At 77.1% G+C, this 19,268-nt stretch carries 19 protein-coding genes; 9 read left to right on the forward strand and 10 right to left on the reverse strand.

What is annotated here, in order from left to right:
* Positions 1 to 12: 12 nt before the first annotated feature.
* The 5 genes from BLS82_RS05935 to dnaA all read right to left on the reverse strand — a co-directional run bounded on the left by BLS82_RS05935 (position 13) and on the right by dnaA (position 6,586).
* Positions 13 to 600: a DciA family protein gene (locus tag BLS82_RS05935; RefSeq protein ID WP_176818935.1), complete on the reverse strand. Its 588-nt coding sequence runs from the start codon at positions 598 to 600 to the stop codon at positions 13 to 15.
* Positions 578 to 1,918 carry a DNA replication/repair protein RecF gene (gene recF, locus BLS82_RS05940; protein ID WP_092862315.1) on the reverse strand — a complete coding sequence of 447 codons (1,341 nt, stop codon included), beginning with the start codon at positions 1,916 to 1,918 and terminating at the stop codon, positions 578 to 580. The genes BLS82_RS05935 and recF overlap by 23 nt, the downstream gene beginning before the upstream one ends.
* A 21-nt stretch (positions 1,919 to 1,939) precedes the next feature.
* A complete protein-coding gene (gnd, locus tag BLS82_RS05945) occupies positions 1,940 to 2,908 on the reverse strand; it encodes a phosphogluconate dehydrogenase (NAD(+)-dependent, decarboxylating) (RefSeq protein ID WP_092862317.1) in 969 nt (322 codons plus the stop codon).
* A 41-nt stretch (positions 2,909 to 2,949) separates the two neighbouring features.
* A complete protein-coding gene (gene dnaN / locus BLS82_RS05950) occupies positions 2,950 to 4,107 on the reverse strand; it encodes a DNA polymerase III subunit beta (protein WP_092862319.1) in 1,158 nt (385 codons plus the stop codon).
* Between the two features lie 784 nt (positions 4,108 to 4,891).
* Positions 4,892 to 6,586, reverse strand: coding sequence for a chromosomal replication initiator protein DnaA (dnaA, locus tag BLS82_RS05955; RefSeq protein WP_092862881.1), 1,695 nt, complete (start codon positions 6,584 to 6,586; stop codon positions 4,892 to 4,894).
* 273 nt (positions 6,587 to 6,859) lie between these two features.
* Here dnaA and rpmH point away from each other — a divergent pair, with 273 nt between their 5' ends.
* From rpmH to BLS82_RS06000, 9 genes are all read left to right on the forward strand, one after another.
* Complete coding sequence (rpmH, locus tag BLS82_RS05960) at positions 6,860 to 6,997, forward strand: 50S ribosomal protein L34 (protein WP_092862321.1); 138 nt, start codon at positions 6,860 to 6,862, stop codon at positions 6,995 to 6,997.
* Between the two features lie 14 nt (positions 6,998 to 7,011).
* Complete coding sequence (gene rnpA / locus BLS82_RS05965; protein ID WP_092862323.1) at positions 7,012 to 7,401, forward strand: ribonuclease P protein component; 390 nt, start codon at positions 7,012 to 7,014, stop codon at positions 7,399 to 7,401.
* 5 nt (positions 7,402 to 7,406) lie between these two features.
* The gene (yidD, locus tag BLS82_RS05970; protein ID WP_092862884.1) at positions 7,407 to 7,697 is read left to right on the forward strand and encodes a membrane protein insertion efficiency factor YidD; all 291 of its coding nucleotides are present in this window, start codon (positions 7,407 to 7,409) and stop codon (positions 7,695 to 7,697) included.
* Positions 7,697 to 8,776, forward strand: coding sequence for a membrane protein insertase YidC (gene yidC / locus BLS82_RS05975; RefSeq protein ID WP_092862325.1), 1,080 nt, complete (start codon positions 7,697 to 7,699; stop codon positions 8,774 to 8,776). The genes yidD and yidC overlap by 1 nt, the downstream gene beginning before the upstream one ends.
* Positions 8,777 to 8,854: 78 nt before the next feature.
* On the forward strand, positions 8,855 to 9,457 hold the full coding sequence (locus BLS82_RS05980) for a Jag family protein (RefSeq protein WP_092862327.1): 603 nt from the start codon (positions 8,855 to 8,857) through the stop codon (positions 9,455 to 9,457).
* Positions 9,458 to 9,549: 92 nt separating this feature from the next.
* Positions 9,550 to 10,242, forward strand: coding sequence for a 16S rRNA (guanine(527)-N(7))-methyltransferase RsmG (gene rsmG, locus BLS82_RS05985; RefSeq protein ID WP_218123597.1), 693 nt, complete (start codon positions 9,550 to 9,552; stop codon positions 10,240 to 10,242).
* A 119-nt stretch (positions 10,243 to 10,361) separates the two neighbouring features.
* Positions 10,362 to 11,480: a ParA family protein gene (locus tag BLS82_RS05990; protein WP_369811026.1), complete on the forward strand. Its 1,119-nt coding sequence runs from the start codon at positions 10,362 to 10,364 to the stop codon at positions 11,478 to 11,480.
* A 152-nt stretch (positions 11,481 to 11,632) separates the two neighbouring features.
* Positions 11,633 to 12,871 (forward strand): ParB/RepB/Spo0J family partition protein, encoded by a 1,239-nt coding sequence (locus tag BLS82_RS05995; protein WP_255378141.1) that lies wholly within the window; start codon positions 11,633 to 11,635, stop codon positions 12,869 to 12,871.
* Positions 12,872 to 12,959: 88 nt separating this feature from the next.
* Positions 12,960 to 13,610, forward strand: a complete 651-nt coding sequence (locus tag BLS82_RS06000; protein WP_092862331.1) for a GNAT family N-acetyltransferase — start codon at positions 12,960 to 12,962, stop codon at positions 13,608 to 13,610.
* Between the two features lie 33 nt (positions 13,611 to 13,643).
* Here the strand turns inward: BLS82_RS06000 and BLS82_RS06005 are convergent, their stop codons facing one another.
* The 5 genes from BLS82_RS06005 to BLS82_RS16590 form a co-directional block, all read right to left on the reverse strand.
* On the reverse strand, positions 13,644 to 14,810 hold the full coding sequence (locus BLS82_RS06005) for an N-acetylmuramoyl-L-alanine amidase (protein WP_092862333.1): 1,167 nt from the start codon (positions 14,808 to 14,810) through the stop codon (positions 13,644 to 13,646).
* A 60-nt stretch (positions 14,811 to 14,870) separates the two neighbouring features.
* A complete protein-coding gene (trxA, locus tag BLS82_RS06010) occupies positions 14,871 to 15,194 on the reverse strand; it encodes a thioredoxin (RefSeq protein ID WP_092862335.1) in 324 nt (107 codons plus the stop codon).
* A 53-nt stretch (positions 15,195 to 15,247) separates the two neighbouring features.
* Positions 15,248 to 16,285, reverse strand: a complete 1,038-nt coding sequence (gene trxB / locus BLS82_RS06015; RefSeq protein WP_255378142.1) for a thioredoxin-disulfide reductase — start codon at positions 16,283 to 16,285, stop codon at positions 15,248 to 15,250.
* 118 nt (positions 16,286 to 16,403) lie between these two features.
* The gene (locus tag BLS82_RS06020) at positions 16,404 to 18,134 is read right to left on the reverse strand and encodes a protein kinase family protein (RefSeq protein WP_092862337.1); all 1,731 of its coding nucleotides are present in this window, start codon (positions 18,132 to 18,134) and stop codon (positions 16,404 to 16,406) included.
* 56 nt (positions 18,135 to 18,190) lie between these two features.
* On the reverse strand, positions 18,191 to 19,150 hold the full coding sequence (locus BLS82_RS16590; protein WP_143028751.1) for a C40 family peptidase: 960 nt from the start codon (positions 19,148 to 19,150) through the stop codon (positions 18,191 to 18,193).
* Positions 19,151 to 19,268: the final 118 nt, after the last annotated feature.

The following is a 19,268-nucleotide window of genomic DNA, read 5'->3' on the forward strand; positions in this document are numbered from 1 at the left end:
CGGCCGGCGGGCTCAGCCGTACGTGTCGCGCGGGCCCCGCCCGTCGGCGGCGGAGCGCGGCCCCGAGCGCCACGTGGGGGCGGCCGGCCCGCGCACCACGAGGCGGTCGACGACGCCCTCGCCGAGCTCCTCGCCGAGGCGGCGCAGCACCGCGGGCGCCAGCAGGCGCACCTGCGTCGCCCACGCCGTGGAGTCGGCGCGCACCGTCAGGACGCCGTCGGCGTAGGTCTCGGGCGTGCAGTGGGCGGCGACGTCGGCGCCGACGACCTGGTCCCAGCGGCCGATCACCCCGCCCACCGCGACCGGCGCCTGCCAGCCGCGCTCGGCGACGAGCCGGTCGATGCTGCCGCTGACCGTCTGCGGGTCCCGCGCGTCCGGGCCCGCGCCGGACGCCGCCGGCGCGCCGCCGCGGCGGGCGACCGCACCACCGCCCGCGCCTGCGCCGCCCTGGGCCCGGCCCGGCCGGGCGGCCGGGCGGGCGCCGCGCGCCAGGGCCGCGGCCCGGGCCCGGTTCAGCGCCACCCGGGCGGCGTCCGACCCGGGCTCCGCGCCCTGCGCGCCGGCGGGCCGCCCCCGCTCAGCGCCCGGCCGGTCCGCCACGGTCCACCGCTCCCGCACCGTCGGGCACGTCGTCCAGGACGCCGCCCCGGGCGTCGTCGGGCACGCCGCCCCGGGCGTCGTCCGGGGCGGCGTCGGGCACGTCGTCCGGGGCGTCGTCGGGGGTGACGGCGCCCGCGGCCACGCGCAGGCGCCGGCCCACCAGCGCGGCCGGGACGTCCTCGTCCACCGCGGCCGTGACGAGCACCTGCTCGGCGCCGGCCACGAGCGCGGCGAGGCGCTCGCGGCGTCCGACGTCGAGCTCGGCGAAGACGTCGTCGAGCACGAGCACCGGCTCGGAGTCCGGGTCCGGGCCGGCGGACCGGTCCCCGCGCAGCAGGGCCCAGGTGCCCAGGCGCAGCGCGAGCGCGAACGACCACGACTCCCCGTGGCTGGCGTACCCGCGCGCGGGCAGGCCGTCGAGCTCCAGGACGAGGTCGTCCCGGTGCGGCCCGACCAGGCACGCGCCGCGCTCGAGCTCGGCGCCGCGCTGGGCGAGCAGCTCGGCCAGCAGCGCGTCGGCGAGCTCGGCCCGCGAGGGCAGCGGCCCGCTCCCGGCGAGGTCGACCTCGGAGACCCCCGGCACCGTGCTGCGGTAGGCCAGGCGCGCGGGGCTGGGCAGGTCGGGGTCAGCGCCGGACACGCGCTGGTACGCGCGCGCCACGTGGGGGGCGATGCGGCGCACCAGCAGCAGCCGCGCCGCCAGCAGCTCGGCCGCGGCGGCGGCGAGGTGGGAGTCCCACACCTCCAGGGTCGGCAGGTCCAGCTCGGTGCTCGCGCCGGGACCGCCCCTGCGCCCGGTGCGCCGCGCCACCACCATCTGGCGCAGCAGCGCCCCGCGCTGGCGCAGCGCGCGGTCGTGGTCGGCGCGCACGGCGGCCAGGCGGGGCGCGAGCGCGACGAGGGTGTCGTCGAGGAAGCGGCGGCGGCCCTCGGGGTCGCCCTTGACGAGCGCGAGGTCCTCGGGGGCGAACAGGACGGTGCGCAGCGCGCCCAGCACGTCCCGGGGGCGCGGCACGGGCGAGCGGTTCAGCCGCGCCCGGTTGGCCCGGCCGGGCACGATCTCGAGCTCCACCAGCGTCGTGCGGCCGCCGCGGTCCACCGCCGCGCGCACGACGGCGCTCTCGGCGCCCGCCCGCACCAGCGGCGCGTCCGTGGCCACGCGGTGGCTGGCGAGGGTCGCGACGTACCCGACGGCCTCGACGAGGTTGGTCTTGCCCTGCCCGTTGCGGCCGACCAGCGCGGTCACGCCCGGCCCGAGGTCGACCTCCGCCCGGGCGTACGAGCGGAAGTCGACCAGGGACAGGTGGGTGACGTGCACCGGCGGCGGCGTCGGGCGGGGTCAGCCGTCGACGGCGCCGGTGCCCGACGTCGGCCCGGCCTGCGCCGCGGCGGCCTCCTGCGGGGCCTGCGGCGCGTCGGCGGGCACCTCGATGGACTCGACCGCGTGGCCGCCGAACTGGTGGCGCAGCGCGGCGACGGCCTTCATGGCGGGGGAGTCCTCCTGGCGGGAGGTGAACCGGGCGAAGAGGGCGGCGCTGATCACCGGCACCGGCACGGAGTTGGCGATCGCCTCCTCCACCGTCCAGCGGCCCTCGCCGGAGTCCTGCACGTAGCCGCGGACGGAGCTCAGGTCGCCCTCGGCCTCCAGGGCCCGCACCAGCAGGTCCAGCAGCCAGGAGCGGACGACGGTGCCGCGCGACCACGCCTTGAAGCAGCCGGTGACGTCCTTGACGATGTCTTTCGCGGCCAGCAGCTCGTAGCCCTCGGCGTAGGCCTGCATCAGGCCGTACTCGATGCCGTTGTGCACCATCTTCGCGTAGTGGCCGGCGCCGACGTCGCCCGCGTGCACGAAGCCCTCCTCGCGCGGGCCGGCGGGGCGCAGGGCGTCGAAGACCGGCATCGCGCGCTCCACGAGCTCGGCGTCGCCGCCGACCATGAGGCCGTAGCCGTTGTCCAGGCCCCAGATGCCGCCGGAGACGCCGCAGTCGAGGTAGCCGATGCCGCGCTCGCCCAGCTCCGCCGCCAGCTGGACGTCGTCGGAGAAGCGGGAGTTGCCGCCCTCGATGACGAGGTCGCCCTCGGAGAGCAGGTCGGCGAGCTCGCGCACGACGTCGCGGGTGGCCTCGCCGGAGGGGACCATGACCCAGACGGTGCGCGGGGCGGGCAGCGCCTGCACCATCGCGGCCGTGCTCTGCACGTCGCTGACGCCGGGGTCGCGGGCGTACCCGGTGACCTCCACGCCGGCGCGGCGCAGCCGCTCGCGCATGTTGCCGCCCATCTTGCCCAGGCCGACGAGACCGATGTGCACGGCTCCTCCGAAGTGTCGCGGGGTGGTGGTCGGGTCGGGCGTCAGCCGGCCATCCGCACCGGCATGAGCAGGTACCGGTAGCGGTCGTCGGCGTCGCCCTCGAGCTCGGCCTGCCCCGTCAGGACGGCCGGCTTGGTGGGCTGGGTGAACGACAGGCGCACGAAGGGGGCCCCGAGCGCCTGGAGCCCGTCGAGGAGGAACTGGGGGTTGAACGCGATCGCGATGTCCTCGCCGCGCAGGACGGCCTCGATGGCCTCGGAGGCCTGCGCGTCCTCGCCCTGGCCGGCCTCGAGCACGACCTGGCCGTCGGTGAAGGACAGCCGCACGGGGGTGTTGCGCTCCGCGACGAGGGAGACGCGGCGCACCGCCTCGAGCAGCGCCGGGGCGGACACGACCGCCACCACGGGGGACTCCGCGGGGAACAGGGCCCGCACCTTGGGGTAGTCGCCGTCCACGAGCAGGGACGTCGAGCGGCGGCCGCCGGCCTCGAAGCCGATCAGCCCCGAGCCCGAGGCCCCCGGGCCCGCCGCGGCGCCGGGCTCGTCGGCGGCCAGCGCGAGCGTCACGTCGCCGCCGCCGAGCGCCTTGGCCACGTCGGAGAGGGTGCGGGCGCGCACCAGCGCGACGGCCGAGGCGCCGGGGCTGGCCGAGCGCCACGGCAGCACCCGCATGGCCAGGCGGTAGCGGTCGGTGGCGAGCAGGGTGACGGAGTCGCCCTCGATCTCCACGCGCACGCCCGTCAGCACGGGCAGCGTCTCGTCGCGGCTGGCGGCCACCGTCACCTGGGCGACCGCCTCGGTGAGCACGTCACCGGCCACGGACCCGACGGGGGCCGGCATCGACGGCAGCGCCGGGTACTCCTCCACCGGCATCGTCAGCAGGCTGAAGCGGCTCGCCCCGCACGTGACGGACAGCTTGGCGCCGTCCCGGACGACGTCGACCGGCCGGCCGGGCAGGGAGCGGGCGATGTCGGCCAGCAGGCGCCCCGAGACGAGGGCGCGCCCGGGCTCGCCGACCTCGGCCGGCACCTCGATGCGGGCGGAGACCTCGTAGTCGAAGCTCGACAGGTGCAGGGAGCCGGAGGCCTCGGCCTCCACCACCACGCCGGCCAGGACGGGCACGGGCGGGCGGGCGGGGAGGCTGCGCGCCGTCCACCCGACCGCCTCGGCCAGGACGTCGCGCTCGACCCGGAACCTCACCGGGCACCACCCTCCCCGTTCGACGTGTGCACAGCAGCCCTCCGGCAGAGGACGGCGTCCCGCCGGGAACGGCACCGCACCGCAGCAGACAGCCCCAGACAGTACCGACACCGGGGGCCGCGCAGCCCACCCGCACGACGGGGACGGGGACGAACCGGGACGCACCGGACACGCGTCCAGCGCCTCGGGTGCTCGTCGCCGGCCCGCTCGGGGCGGCGCTCGGGCGGCGCTCGGGGCCGGGCGGTGGATGTTCGCGGAACCGCGTTCTCGATGGAGGGTTCCGTCATCGTCGTAGGCCCTGTGGATCCTGGGGAAAACCGGCGTCGTCGCAGGTCGCGCCCCGTGCGGGGGTGTGGACGAGCGGTGGACGGGGCTGGGGACGCAGCGGGGGGTCCCTGTGGACGCAGATCTGCGTCCACAGGCGGGGCCTTCGTCATCCACCGCCTGTCCACCGATCCAGGCCCTGGTTTCACAGGAAACCGGTAGTTGTGCACACCCCCTGTGGGCGACGCCCGCGCCTGTGCATGACGGCAATCCACAGGGTTGTCCACGACTGTGGGTACTGCGCGTGCGCAGACATCACCGTGCGTGGCGCAAGTGCTCTGACCTGCGCGGACGTGGTCGTCCCCAGCTGTGGACACCTGGGGACGACAGGTCCGCGAGGGTGTGCACAACCTGGGGACGAGCTGTGGACGGAGTGTGGACGACGCCGCGGGTGCACGTGGAACCGGCGACCTGTGGACGGACGGGGCGTCCTGTGGGAAACGCTGTGGACGACGGGTCGTCAGGGTGTCCGGTTCGCCTGTTTGATCCGGTTCGTCAGCTCCGTCACCTGGTTGTACGTGGAACGGCGCTCGGCGAGCAGCTCGCGGACCTTGCGGTTCGCGTGCATGACCGTCGTGTGGTCCCGGCCGCCGAAGGCCTGCCCGATCTTGGGCAGCGACATCTCGGTCAGCTCCCGGCACAGGTACATCGCGATCTGCCGGGCGTTGACGAGCAGGCGCGAGCGCGAGGTGCCGCACAGGTCGTCGACGGACAGGCCGAAGTAGTCCGCCGTCTGCGCCAGGATCGTCGCCACGGTGACCTCGCCCGCCTCGCCGGTCACGAGGTCCTTGAGGACCACCTCGGCGAGGGAGAGGTCGACCGCCGAGCGGTTGAGGTTGGCGAACGCCGTCACCCGGATCAGGGCGCCCTCGAGCTCGCGGATGTTCGTCGAGATCCGCGAGCCGATGAACTCGAGCACGTCGTCGGGGGCCTGCAGGCGCTCGCTGATCGCCTTCTTGCGCAGGATCGCGATGCGCGTCTCGAGGTCCGGGGGCTGCACGTCGGTGAGCAGCCCCCACTCGAAGCGCGACTTCATGCGCTCCTCGAAGCCCGACAGCTGCTTGGGCGGCTGGTCGGAGGTGATGACGACCTGCTTGTTCGCGTTGTGCAGGGTGTTGAAGGTGTGGAAGAACTCCTCCTGCGTCTGCACCTTGTTCGACAGGAACTGGATGTCGTCGATCATGAGGATGTCGACGTCGCGGTGCCGGCGCTGGAAGGCGCTCGCCTTGTCGTCGCGGATGCTGTTGATGAAGTCGTTCGTGAACTCCTCGGAGTTCACGTAGCGCACCCGCATGCCCGTGTACAGGTGCTGCGCGTAGTGCCCGATGGCGTGCAGCAGGTGCGTCTTGCCCAGCCCGGACTCGCCGTAGATGAACAGCGGGTTGTAGGCCTTCGCCGGCGCCTCGGCCACCGCGACCGCCGCCGCGTGCGCGAACCGGTTGCTCGACCCGATGACGAACGTGTCGAAGGTGTACTTCGGGTTCAGCCGGGTCGGCTCGCTCTCGCGGCGCGGCTCGCGGGCCCGCCGCGTCGGCGCCCGGCCGTCCGGCGCGGACACCGCGAAGAGGGCGCCGTCGTCCGCCGGCAGCAGGTCGGTGCCGTCCTCGTCGTGCGGGCCCGCCCCACCCCGATCCGGGTCCGCCGGGTCCGTCACGTCGGCCGGGTCCGTCACGTCGGCCGGGTCGGCCGGGTCCGCCGGGTCGGCGGACTGAGCCGGGTCGTCGAGGTCCGCGGCGCTCGCCGCGACGGCGCCCGCGGGCGCGGCGCCCCTCGCGTCCCGGCCGGCGACGTCCGCGAACCCACCGGCACCGAGCCCACCGGCCGCACCGAGCCCACCGGCCGCGCCGGCGCCGACCGCCGCGGGAGCGAGCTCAGCGGGCGGCTCGTCGTCCAGCGTGGGGTCGACGGTGACGGCCAGGCGCACCGACCGCCCCAGGCTCGCGGTGAGCGCCTCGGTGACGGGACCGCGCACCCGCTGCTCGAGGACCTCCTTGGTGAGGTCGTTCGGCACGGCCAGCAGGGCCGTCCCCTCGAGCATGCCCAGCGGGCGGGTCAGGCGGACGAACCCGAGGTGCTGCCGCGAGACCCGCGCGTCCTCCGCGAGCGCGCTGACGACGGTGCGCCACAGGGTCGAGAGGTCCTCGGAGTTCGCCACGGACGACACTGTCCCACTCCGGCGGCCTGCTCCGTCCACAAGTCTGTCCACACCTGTGCACGACGGGTGTGGACGCTCGGGCAGCGGCGACGCTAGCAACGCCGCGGGGGTCGGGGCAAGGCGCTCGGGCGGGTCCGGGCCGCGACGCGCCCGCGGGAGGGCAGGTTGACCCTCCCGCGGGCGCGCCCGTACCGTGGAGCGGTTGCGGCCGGCGGTGCTGGCCTCCCCGCGGCGCTCCTGCCGTGCGGTGGAAGACCAGATGGAGTGGATGTCGTGAGCAAGCGGACCTTCCAGCCGAACAACCGGCGTCGTGCCAAGGTGCACGGCTTCCGGCTGCGCATGCGCACCCGCGCCGGCCGCGCGATCCTCGCCGCGCGCCGCCGCAAGGGTCGCGACGCGCTGTCCGCCTGAGGCCCGGACGCCGGGTGCTGCCGTCGGTGCACCGCATGCGCCGCTCCCCGGACTTCGCCACGGCGGTCCGGCGGGGTCGTCGCACCGGGCGCCGACGGCTCGTCGTGCACCTGCTGCCCGGGCCGAGCGGGTCGGGCGCGCGGGACCCCGCCCCGGGCGCGGTCCCGAGCCCGACCCCGCCGGCGCTCGTCGGCTTCGTGGTGTCCAGGGCCGTGGGGGGTGCCGTGGTGCGCAACCGCGTGGAGCGGCGCCTGCGCGCCCAGGTGGCGCAGCGCCTGCACCTGCTGCCCCCGGACAGCCGCGTCGTCGTCCGCGCCACCCCGGCCGCGGCGCAGGCCGTGTCCGCCGAGCTGGGCGCCGACCTCGACTCGGCCCTGCGCAGCCTGCTGCGCCCCGCGCCGTGAGGGCGCTGGCGCGCGTGCCGGCGCTGGTGCTCGTCGGGATCGTGCGCGCCTACCAGCTGCTCGTCTCCCCGCTGCTGGGGCCGGTGTGCCGGTACGCGCCGTCCTGCTCCTCCTACGCCGTCCAGGCGCTGCAGCGGCACGGCGCCCTGCGCGGCTCCTGGCTGGCGGCGCGCCGCGTCCTGCGGTGCCACCCGTGGGCCGCCGGCGGCTGGGACCCCGTCCCGCCCGCGGCCCCTCCGTCCCCGGCGTCAGCGGACGCCGCGTCCGCGCCCCCTGAGCCCTCGAGGACCTCGTGATGGATGCCATCGCCAGCCTGTTCCGCGCGATCGGAGACTTCTTCCTCGCGCTCTTCTACCCGATCGAGCTGGCCGTGGCCTGGATCATGGTCCGCTTCCACGACCTGCTCACGGCGATGGGCATGGCGCCCGAGAGCGGCTGGACGTGGGCGCTGTCGATCGTCGGGCTCGTGGTCGTCATCCGGATCCTGCTGATCCCGCTCTTCGTCAAGCAGATCAAGGCCTCGCGCGGCATGGCGCTCGTGCAGCCGGAGATGCGCAAGCTGCAGCAGAAGTACAAGGGCAAGACCGACCCGGCGTCCCGCGAGGCGATGTCGCGGGAGATGATGGAGCTGTACCGGCACCACGGCACGAACCCGTTCGCCTCGTGCCTGCCGATCCTCCTGCAGGCGCCGATCTTCTTCGCCCTCTTCCGGGTGCTCAACACGCACATCCGCGACGCGGACGGCATCGGCGCGCTCACCGGCGAGCTGGCCCAGCAGGCGGCGGGCTCGACCCTGTTCGGGGCGCGCCTGGTCGACACGTTCCTCGGCAGCGACGACCTGAACGTCCGGATCCTCACGATCGTCCTGATCGTCCTGATGTCGGCCACCATGTTCATCACCCAGCGCCAGCTGATGATGAAGAACATGCCGGCGTCCGCGCTGGACAACCCCTTCGCGCAGCAGCAGAAGATCCTGCTCTACGCGTTCCCGATCATCTTCGCGGTCACCGGCGTGAACTTCCCGATCGGCGTGCTCATCTACTGGCTCACGACGAACCTGTGGACCGGCGGCCAGCAGTTCTACGTCATCCGCCGCATGCCGGCGCCCGGCTCGCAGGCCGAGCGCGCGCTGCAGGAGCGCCGCGCGCGCAAGGGCAGGGGCGCGCCCGCCGCCGAGGCCGTCGTCCAGGCCCAGCCGGTCGTCAAGGGCCAGCGCGTGCAGCCCAAGCGCAAGGACCGCGCCCGCCCCTCGCGGCCCTCGCCGTCCGGGCCCGGCCGCTCCGGCTCCGGCGCCGCTCCCGCGTCCGGTGCCACTCCCGCGTCCGGGACGGCGGGCGGCGTCGAGGCGCCCGGCCGGGCCCGCGCCACCGACTGACGCCGCGGCCGCCGACCGGCCGCCGGACCACCCGCGGCCCGCGGCCCGCGCACCGACCCGCACGCCGAGGAGGCTCCCGTGAGCGAGACCAGCACCACCGCGACCGGCGGCGGCGACCCCGCCGTCCCGACCGACCCGACCCCGGCGCCCGGCGCGGAGGACGCCGGCGCCGAGCGCACCGGCGAGGAGGGCGGGCGCCCGTCCCGGCTGGCGCGCCTGGAGGAGGAGGGCGAGGTGGCCGCCGACTACCTCGAGGAGCTCCTCGACATCACCGACCTCGACGGGGACATCGACATCGACGTCGAGGACGGGCGGGCCGCGGTCTCGATCGTGGCCGACCCCGTCTCCTCCCGCGCCCTGCGCCGCCTGACCGGGCCGCGCGGCGAGGTGCTCGAGGCCCTGCAGGAGCTGACCCGCCTGGCGGTGCAGGCCCGCATCGGCGAGCGCAGCCGCCTCATGCTCGACGTCGCCGGCTACCGGGCGCAGCGCCGCGAGGAGCTCGTGCGCGCCACCGAGGAGGTCGTCGAGCGCGTGCGCCGCGACGGCGCGCCCGTGCGGATGGAGCCCATGAACCCCTTCGAGCGCAAGGTCGTCCACGACGTCGTGGCGGCCGCCGGCCTCGTCAGCGACTCCGAGGGCGTGGAGCCGCAGCGGCGGGTCGTCGTCCAGCCGTCGGCGTGACCGCCGGGTCGGTCGCGGGCCCGCACGGGGCACCGGGGGAGCCGGCCGGGGTTTCCCGTGGAACGCCTTCGGGCGGTCCTGGAGCGGCCCCGGTGCCGCCGGAGCTCGCCGGCGCGGTGGAGCGGGTCTTCGGGGAACGCGCGGACCTCGCGCGCCGGTACGCGGAGCACCTGGCGACGTCCGCCGTCGAGCGCGGCCTGGTCGGGCCGCGCGAGGTGGGGCGGATCTGGGAGCGGCACGTGCTCAACTGCGCCGTCGTGGGCGAGCTGCTGCCGCAGGGCGCCGCGGTCGTGGACGTCGGCAGCGGCGCGGGCCTGCCGGGGCTGTGCCTGGCGCTGGCGCGCCCGGACGCGGCGGTGGTGCTCGTCGAGCCGCTGGAGCGCCGCATGACCTGGCTGCGCGAGGTCGTCGACGACCTCGCGCTCCCCGTCGCGGTGGTGCGCGGGCGCGCCGAGGAGGTGGCGGGCACCGGCCGCGTGCCGCCCGCGGACGTCGTCACCGCCCGCGCCGTGGCGCCGCTGGAGCGGCTCGCCCGCTGGTGCCTGCCGCTGCTGCGCCCCGGCGGCGCGCTGCTGGCGCTCAAGGGCCGCACGGCCGCCGAGGAGCTGGCCGCCGCCCGCCCGGTGCTGCGCCGCCTGGGCGCCGTCTCGGAGGAGGTCGTGACGGCGGGGGCTGGTGTCGTGCCCGGACCGACCACCATCGTCCGGGCTACTGTGGGCCCCGGTCGAGGGCCGGCCGGTTCCCGGGGCCGGCGGACGGGGTCGGGACGGGCCGGCCGTGGGTGAGCGAGCCGTCGGGCACAGGGCGGCGCTCACGGCGACGACGCAGGAGGAGTCGTGAGCGAGCGGAGCGAGCGAGCCGTCGGGCACGGGGCGGCGCTCACGGCGACGACGCAGGAGGAGTCGTGAGCGAGCAGGAGTGGACGTCGGGCCGGCGCAGGGCGCGGCGCAGCGGCGCCGACGACGCGGACGACCTGCGCCGGCGCACCCAGGTGGCCTCGGCCATCCCCGAGGCGGACGACGACACGCCCCTCGCGCGCCAGGCGGCGGTGGACGCGCGCATGCGCATCACGCTGCACGGGCGGCGCCTGCCGCACCCGGAGCGCACGCGCGTGATGACGGTGGCGAACCAGAAGGGCGGCGTCGGGAAGACGACGACCGCGGTGAACCTGGCCGCCGCGCTGGCGCAGTCCGGCCTCGAGGTGCTCGTCCTCGACGTGGACCCGCAGGGCAACGCCTCCACGGCGCTCGGGATCGACCACCACAGCGACATCCCCGGCACCTACGAGGTGCTCGTCGAGGGCGCGGCGCTGGTGGACACCGTGCAGCCGTGCCGGGACGTCGAGGGCCTGTGGTGCTGCCCGGCGACCATCGACCTGGCGGGCGCCGAGATCGAGCTGGTGACGATGGAGCACCGCGAGTCGCTGCTGCGCCGCGCGATCGCGCAGCACCTCGCGGACCGCCGCTCCCGCGGGATGCCGCGGCTGGACTACGTCCTCATCGACTGCCCGCCCAGCCTCGGCCTGATCACCGTGAACGCGTTCTCGGCGGCGGAGGAGGTGCTCATCCCGATCCAGTGCGAGTACTACGCGCTGGAGGGCCTGAGCCAGCTGCTGCGCAACATCGGGCTCGTGCAGGAGCACCTGAACCCCGCCCTGCGGGTCTCGACGATCCTGCTGACGATGTACGACGCCCGCACCCGCCTGGCCGCGCAGGTCGCCGAGGAGGTGCGCACGCACTTCCCGCACACGGTGCTGAAGACGACGATCCCGCGCTCGGTGCGGATCTCGGAGGCCCCCAGCCACGGCCTGACGGTGATGTCGTACGACCCCGGCTCCAGCGGCGCCCTGTCGTACCTGGCCGCCGCCCGCGAGATCGCCGAGCGGGAGGCGGAGGCCCGCCGCGCCGCGGCCGCGGCGCACGCCCCGCAAGGGGCCGCGACCGGTCAGCACGCCGCCGCGGCGCTGGTCGACCTGACCGGGCAGTCCCACCAGCACGCCACGGCGACGGGGGAGCAGCGATGACGGATCGGCGCCGCGGTCTCGGCCGGGGCCTGGGGGCCCTGATCCCCTCGGCGCCGGTCCCTCCTGAGCCGGCAGCTCCCGGGCCGGTCCCTCCTGAGCCGGTTCCTCCCGCCGGCCCGGTCGGCGCGCCCGTCGACGCCGCCGCGCCGGTGATGCAGGAGCAGCCGCGGGCGCACAGCGCCGCCCCGCCGGTGCCCGCGGGGCTGTACCCGCCGCTCCAGGCCTTCGCACCGGCCGCCGCACCGGCACCGGCACCTGCACCGGCACCGGGCATCGAGCGGCCCGTGGAGCGGCTCGGGGAGCGCACGGTCGACCTGCGGGACCAGCCCGCGCACCAGCCCGTGCACCAGCCCGCGCACCGGCCCGCGCACCGGCTCGCGCTGCTGCCGGTGCCGGGCGCGCACTTCGCCGAGGTCCCCGTGGACCAGGTGGCGCCGAACCCGCGCCAGCCCCGGCAGGTCTTCGACGAGGACGCCCAGGCCGAGCTGGTGCACAGCGTGCGCGAGATCGGCGTCCTGCAGCCCGTCGTCGTGCGGCCCGTGGGCGCCGACGAGCACGGGCAGCGCTACGAGCTCGTCATGGGCGAGCGGCGCTGGCGCGCCAGCCAGGCCGCGGGCCTGGAGACGATCCCCGCGATCGTGCGCGAGACCAGCGACGACGACCTGCTGCGCGACGCCCTGCTGGAGAACCTGCACCGCAGCCAGCTGAACCCGCTCGAGGAGGCCGCGGCCTACCAGCAGCTCCTCGACGACTTCGGCTGCACGCACGACCACCTGGCGCAGCGCATCGGCCGCTCGCGACCGCAGATCTCCAACACGATCCGCCTGCTGCGCCTGCCGCCGCTGGTGCAGCGGCGCGTCGCCGCCGGCGTGCTCTCGGCCGGGCACGCGCGCGCCCTGCTCGGCCTCGGCGACGCCGCCGCCATGGAGCGCCTCGCGCAGCGCATCGTCGCGGAGGGCCTGTCGGTGCGGGCCACCGAGGAGGTCGTCGCCCTCGGCGGGGACGGCGCGGCGCCGCTGCGCGCCCGCGCCGGGCGCCGCGGGGGCTCGCCGCAGGGCCTGGAGGACCTCGCCGCCCGCCTCTCCGACCGCTTCGAGACCCGGGTGAGCATCGCCATGGGGCAGCGCCGGGGCAGGGTCGTGGTCGAGTTCGCCGGCGTGGAGGACCTCAACCGCATCCTCGCGGCCCTGGCGCCCGACGAGGACGCCGTGGACCCCGCGCACCTGCCGCCGCGGGCCGCCGCTGCCCCGGGGCCCGCCGGGGCTCCCCGGCGGGCGCCCGCGGGGGAGCCGCCGCACGGCTGGGTCCCCGCACCGCCGTCCGCCGCGTGGTCCGAGCAGGCCTCGTGGCGCTCCGAGGGGTCCCTGCGGGGGTCCGCCGATCCCGGGTGAGGGCGTGCGGCGGCTGCGCCGCCCCGCCGTCCACAGGTCCTGAGCGAGCGTCCACAGGTGTGAGCGAGTCTGTGGACAGGAGGTGTGCATGAGCCGGCGGATGGTGCCCCTGACGCTGGAGGCCCTCCCCGAGCTGCCCGCGCCGTGCCGGCGCTGCGTGGTGTGGGAGCTGGACCCCGTGGCGGCCCGCCGCGTGGAGGAGGACGGCGGTGCGGCCTTCGAGAAGGAGGCGTGGCTGTCGGGCGTGCTGCTCGGCTGGGGCACCGCCGGGCGGCTGGCGTACGTCGACGACGAGCTCGCCGGCTTCCTCGCCTACGCGCCGCCCGTGCACGTGCCGCGCTCGCTGGCGTTCCCGACCTCCCCCGTCAGCGCGGACGCCGTGCTCCTCATGGGCGGGCAGGTGGTGCCCGCCCACCGCGGGGGCGGGCTGGCGCGCATGCTCGTGCAGGGCGTCGCCAAGGACCTCACCCAGCGCGGCGTGCGGGCCCTGGAGGCGTTCGGGGTGACCGAGGCGGCGCTGCGCGCCGGCGAGCGGCCCCGCTGCGTGGTGCCTTCGGCCTTCCTCGAGGCCGTCGGGTTCACCGTGGTGCGCGACCACGCGCGCTACCCGCGGCTGCGCCTGGAGCTGCGCACGGCGCTGTCGTGGCGCGAGGACGTCGAGGCCGCCCTGGAGCGGATCCTGGCCACCGTGCGCGTGCCCGCCCTCAGCGGCACGGGCGCGACCTCCCGCTCCCGCTGACCCCGGGCGCTCCCGCCGACGCCGGGCGCCCGCTCAGCGCTGGGAGCGGGCGACGATGTCGCCGAGGCGCAGCGTGCCCGTGGGCGGGTCGTCCTCGGAGGGCAGGTACAGCCGCTGGACGGCGGCGAGCATGCCCTCCGCGCACGTGTCCCGGAACGCCGGGTCGGCCAGCCGGGCGGCGTCCAGGGGGTCGCTGAGGTAGCCGATGTCCACGCGCACGGCCGGCACGCGCGTGAGGCGCAGCACGTCGAACCCGCGCGGGTGGGTGCGCAGGTCCGTCATGCCGGTGCGGGCCACGAGCTCCCGCTGGAGCAGGTCGGCCAGGCGCGCGCCCACGGGGGAGCGCACGCCGGTGCCCTCCTGCCCCCAGTAGGACGTCGCGACGCCGTGGCCGCCTCCTCCCGGGCTCGCGGCGTCCGCCAGCGGCGCGGCGGTGTCGCAGTGCAGGGACAGGAACAGCTCCGCGCCGACCTCCTCGGCCAGGCGCACGCGCGCCAGCGCGTCGGGGCCCTGCTCGGCGCCGCGGGTCAGGACCGCGGTCACCCCGGAGGCGGCCAGGCGGCCCTCCAGGCGCTGGGCGAGGTCGAGGACGACGTCCGCCTCGACCAGGCCACCCGCGACGGCCCCCGGGTCGGGGCCGCCGTGGCCGGGGTCCACGACGACCACGCGACCGGCGAGGCTGCTGCCCGCGCGGCGCACGGCCTCCGCGGCGCGCAGGGCGGCTGCGTCGCCCCCGCCCACGGTGCGGGAGAGCTGGGAGAGCACGCGCAGGGTCGCGGGGCCGCAGGTGCCGTCGACGGCGATGCCGGAGGCGCGCTGCAGCTCCCGCAGGGCGTGCTCGGTCTCGGGGCCCAGCACGCCGTCCACCCGGCCGACGAAGACGCCGAGCTCCAGCAGGCGTTCCTGCAGCCCGATCACGTCGTCCCCGACGACGAGGTGGCCGGGCACGTAGCGCAGGATCCGGTCGCCGAGGCGCCAGCGGGCGGCGTCCAGGGCCCGGCCGGTCTCCGGGCCGATCACGCCGTCCGCGCGCAGGCCGCGGCGCTGCTGGAACTCGCGCACCGCCCGCTCGAGGACCTCGTCGAAGACGCCCTCGCCGCCCTCGGCGGCCGGGGCGGAGACCCCCGCGGCGTGCAGCTGCGTGCGGACGGCCGCGACGCGGGGCCCGCGGTCGCCCCTGCGCAGCGCGGTGCCCCTCATCGCGGCCGTCCGGTGGTCCTCACGGGGCCAGCATCGTGCCCCGCCCGCCCGCGCGCGACGTCATCCGAGGTACTCGCCGAGCTCCCTGACGAGGGCGGGCTTGGGCCGGGCGCCGATGATCGACTTCACGAGCTGCCCGCCGGAGTACACGTTCAGGGTGGGGATCGAGGTGATCCCGTACGCCGCGGCGGTGCGCGGGTTCTCGTCGGTGTTGACCTTCACGACCTCGATGGCGTCGTGCTCGCCGGCCAGCTCCTCCAGGATCGGGGCGACCTGGCGGCACGGGCCGCACCACGGCGCCCAGAAGTCCACCAGGACGGGCTTGTCGGACTGCAGGACCTCGGCCTCGAAGGTGTCGTCGGTCACGGGACGGGTGGCGCCCACGGGGGCCTCCTCGGGATCGGTGGTGGGTCGGGCGGGGCGGTGGCGGTGGTGCGTCAGCTGACGGCCGTGGCCTCGGCGACCTCGGCGGCCTCGACGGCGGCCACGCGGGGCAGGCCGGTGTCCTCCAGGGCCGCGAGGTAGCGCTCGGCGTCCAGGGCCGCGACGGTGCCGGAGGCGGCCGCCGTGATGGCCTGGCGGTACTCGTGGTCGACGACGTCGCCGCAGGCGAAGACGCCGGGCACGTCCGTGCGCGAGGAGCGGCCGTCGACGGCGACGTAGCCCTTGTCGTCCAGGCGGACCTGGTCGCGGAAGAGGTCGACGCGCGGGTCGTGGCCGATGGCGACGAACAGCCCGTCGAAGGGCTGCTCGCGCTCCTCGCCCGTGGTGGTGTCGCGCAGGCGCAGGCCGGTGAGCTTGTCGTCCCCGAGCACGTCGACGACCTCGGTGTTCCACGCGAAACGGATCTTCGGGTCCGCCTGCGCGCGGTGCTGCATGATCTTCGAGGCGCGCAGGATGCCGCGGCGGTGCACGACCGTCACGGAGCGCGCGAAGCGGGTGAGGAAGGTCGCCTCCTCCATGGCGGAGTCGCCGCCGCCCACGACGGCGACGTCCTTGTCGCGGAAGAAGAACCCGTCGCAGGTGGCGCACCACGAGACGCCGTGGCCGGAGAGGCGCTTCTCGTTGTAGAGCCCGATCTCGCGGTACGCGGACCCGGTGGCGAGGATGACGGCGCGGGCGCGGTGCGTGTCGCCGAGCCCGGTGCGCACGACCTTGACCTCGCCGGCCAGGTCGACCTCGACGGCGTCGTCCCAGACCACCTCGGCGCCGAAGCGCTCGGCCTGCGCCTGCATGCGCTCCATGAGCTCGGGGCCCTGCAGGCCCTCGGGGAAGCCGGGGAAGTTCTCGACCTCCGTGGTGTTCATGAGCGCGCCGCCGGAGGTGACGGAGCCGGCGACGACCACGGGGCGCAGGTTGGCGCGGGCGGCGTAGATCGCGGCGGTGTAGCCGGCGGGGCCGGACCCGACGACGACCACGTCGCGGACGGGCTGCGCGGCCTCCTCGAGCACCTGCTGCGTCGTTCGCTCCGCCACGTCGTCTCCCTCGTTCGTCCCGGTCCCGCTGCCGCTCCCCGGGGCGCACGGCGACCTGGGGGAGCACGGGCGTCAACAGATCCTAGGGCGGGGGGATTCCGCCCCGGCGCGCTGCGGCTCAGCGCACCGCGACGGAGGCGACCTCGGCGCGGAACCCGTCCGCCACCTGCGGCAGCGCGGTGAACCACAGCACCAGCGAGGGCGTCCGCACCGGGGAGGGCAGCTGGACGACGACCGGCTCGGCCGACCCGCTGCCCACCGAGGCCGTGGCGACGACGCTGCTGCTCTCGTACGTGCCGTCCGGGGACGAGCGCACCTCCACCGTCCCGCCCGTGCCGGTCACGAGGAGCTCGACGGCGCTGACGGTGGCCTCCTGGCCCAGGTCGAGCGCCAGGCCGGTGCCGGGCTTGAGGTTGCCGAGCGTCGCGCTCTCGTACGTGTCCGTCGTCCACGCGGTCGCGGGGTCGCCGTCCAGGGCCAGCGGCACGTCCTCGTCGTTCTCCTCCCCGTCCCCCAGCGGGTCCAGCGCCGCGGCGCCCGCGACCGCCACGGGCTGCGCGGGCTGCGCGGGCTCGGGAGCCGGCTCCGGCTCGGGGGCCGCCGGGGCCTGCGAGGGCGCCGTCGCGGACGGCACCGCGGGCGTGCTGCGCGCGGACGGCGCGACGCCGAGCAGGCCCCCGACCTCCGGCAGGTTGGCCGCGGCGAGCCCGAGGGCGCAGAGCAGGGCCACCGCGGCCCCCGCCAGGACCCAGCGGCCCACCGCCGGGCGCGCTGGCTCGAGGTCCTCCTCCGGGTCCGCCGCCGTGGCCGCGCCGCCCACGAGCGCCGCCAGGTCGCCGGTGCGGTGCTCGCTGCGGTGCTCGCTGCGGTGCTCGCTGCGGTGGTCGGTGCGGTGGTCGGTGCGGTGGTCAGGCGCGGGCGCCGTCGCGCGCTCGTCGCGCCAGCGGGCCCCCACCGGGGGCACGAACCGGGGCCGGGACCGCGCGGACGGCGCCGCCGGCGGCGCGGGGGCCGCGGAGCCCCACGGCGCGAGCTGGTCGGCGAGCTCTCCGGGCGTGAGCGGGCCGTCGTCGTAGGGGCCGAACGTGACGACGGCGAGGGTGTCGAGGTCGTTGGGGACGTCGGGGACGAGGTCGCCCGGCGGCACCGGCGCGCCGTCCTGCGCGGGGGCGCCGTCGACGGTGCCGCTGCGCACGAACGAGAAGGACCCGTGCGGCCACAGGCCCGTCAGCGCCGCATACAGCACCGAGACCAGCCCGACGGCGTCCTCGCGCAGCGCCCGCGCGGGGGTGGTCTCGGGCAGGCCCACCGCCGCCGCGGCGACCTCGAGGCCGACGACCAGGACGCTGCCGTCGTCCCCGACCACGACCGAGGAGGGGTCCAGGCGCCGGTGGTGCAGGCCGGCGGCGCCGGCGCGCTGCAGCGCCCGGGCGGCCTCGCCGACGACGGCGCGGGCGCGGGCGGCCGGCAGCGGGCCCTCGCGCAGGAGCTCCACGAGCGTGCGGCCCGCGGGCCGCTCCGTGACGACCCATGCCATCGGCGGCGCCGCGCCGTCGGCGGCGTCCAGCGCGGTGGCCCTGCCCGGGGACGTGCCGCCCACGTCGAGGACGCGGGCGAGGCGCAGGTCCTCCAGCCCGGCGGCGCGCCGGGCGGCGTCCACGGTCGCCTCCGCGGTGGCGCCGGAGACCACGCGCAGCTGCACGGCCCGGTCGAGCTGCTCGTCGTGGCCGTTCCACGTGGTGGAGGGCCCGTCGCGCCCGAGGCGCTCGTCGAGCCGGTAGCGCCCGTCGAGGAGGACCCCGACCGCACCGGCCGCGCGGGAGGTGGTGCGGGTACCGCCGTCCGACATCGTGACCTCCGCTGCCCGCGCCCGCTGCGGCGGGCGCGCCGTCGCTCGGTCCCATGCTAGGGCGAGGCGGCCCCTCCCGGCCGGACGGCGCCGTAGGCGCGCGAGCGGGTCACGGCCGCCGTGCGCACCACGTCGCCGGTGCGCGGCGCGTGCAGGAGCACCCCGTCGCCGAGGTACAGGCCCACGTGGTGGATGCTGCCCGGCTCCGCTCCGGAGGCGTAGAAGACGAGGTCGCCGGGACGCAGGTCGTCGAGGGGCACCCGCGGCAGCGCCGCGTACTGCTGCCGCGTCGTGCGGGGCAGGCGGACGCCGGCCTGGCGGTAGGCCCACTGCACGAGCCCGGAGCAGTCGAAGGCGTCGGGCCCGGTGGCGCCCCACGCGTACGGGCTGCCCAGGCGGCTGCGGGCGGCGTCCAGGGCGGCGCGGACGACCTCGCCCGCCTCGCCGGGGGGCGGGGGCGCGGCCGGGTCCGCCCCCAGCTCGGTGGCGGCGGCGCTCGCGGCCCGCTCGAGGGCGCGGCGCTCCTCGTCCTCGCGGGCCTGCTCGAGCAGCGCGGCGGCGCGGGCGTCGGCCCGCGCCAGGAGCAGCGCGCGCTGGGCCAGGGCGGTGTCTGCGGCGCGCGCCGCGGCTCCGGCGAGCTGCTCCAGCCGCTGCCGCTCGGCGCGCGAGCGCTGCACCGCCTCCGCTGCGGCGGACGCGGAGGCCGCGGTGCGGCGGGCCTCCTCGACGGCCCGCGCGTCGCTCGCCACGAGGGCGCGGACCGCGCGGGCGGAGTCGGCCACGTCGGCGGGCTCGGCGCCGCCCAGCAGCTGCAGGGGCAGCCCCAGCGGCGCGCCGCTGGCGTAGACGGCGCGGGTGCGGCGGGCGGCGGCCGCGCGCTGGGAGCGGGCGGCGTCGCGCGCGCTGGCGAGGTCGCGCTCGGCCGCGACCTCGTCGGCGACGGCGGCGGCGAGCGCGTCGGCGGCTGCCGCGTGCTCCTCGGCGGCGACCTCGACCCGGTGCTCCAGGTCCTCCACCGAGCGGCGCAGCCGCGCGGCCTCGGCGACGGCGTCCCGCAGCCCGCCGCTCGCGGTGTCGAGCGCGGCGTCCGGGGCGTCCGGGGCGGTCGGGACGGTCGGGACGGTCGGGACGGTC

Origin of the sequence: Quadrisphaera sp. DSM 44207, from assembly GCF_900101335.1 — a bacterium.
Classification (GTDB): domain Bacteria; phylum Actinomycetota; class Actinomycetes; order Actinomycetales; family Quadrisphaeraceae; genus DSM-44207.

What these genes read in the sequence shown, in the direction of transcription:
- BLS82_RS06020 (WP_092862337.1), bottom strand. Translation starts at nt 18,134, where the DNA reads ATGTCGGACGGCGGTACCCGCACCACCTCCCGCGCGGCCGGTGCGGTC.
- BLS82_RS05995 (WP_255378141.1), top strand. Translation starts at nt 11,633, where the DNA reads ATGCAGGAGCAGCCGCGGGCGCACAGCGCCGCCCCGCCGGTGCCCGCG.
- BLS82_RS06005 (WP_092862333.1), bottom strand. Translation starts at nt 14,810, where the DNA reads ATGAGGGGCACCGCGCTGCGCAGGGGCGACCGCGGGCCCCGCGTCGCG.
- BLS82_RS06000 (WP_092862331.1), top strand. Translation starts at nt 12,960, where the DNA reads ATGAGCCGGCGGATGGTGCCCCTGACGCTGGAGGCCCTCCCCGAGCTG.
- yidC (WP_092862325.1), top strand. Translation starts at nt 7,697, where the DNA reads ATGGATGCCATCGCCAGCCTGTTCCGCGCGATCGGAGACTTCTTCCTC.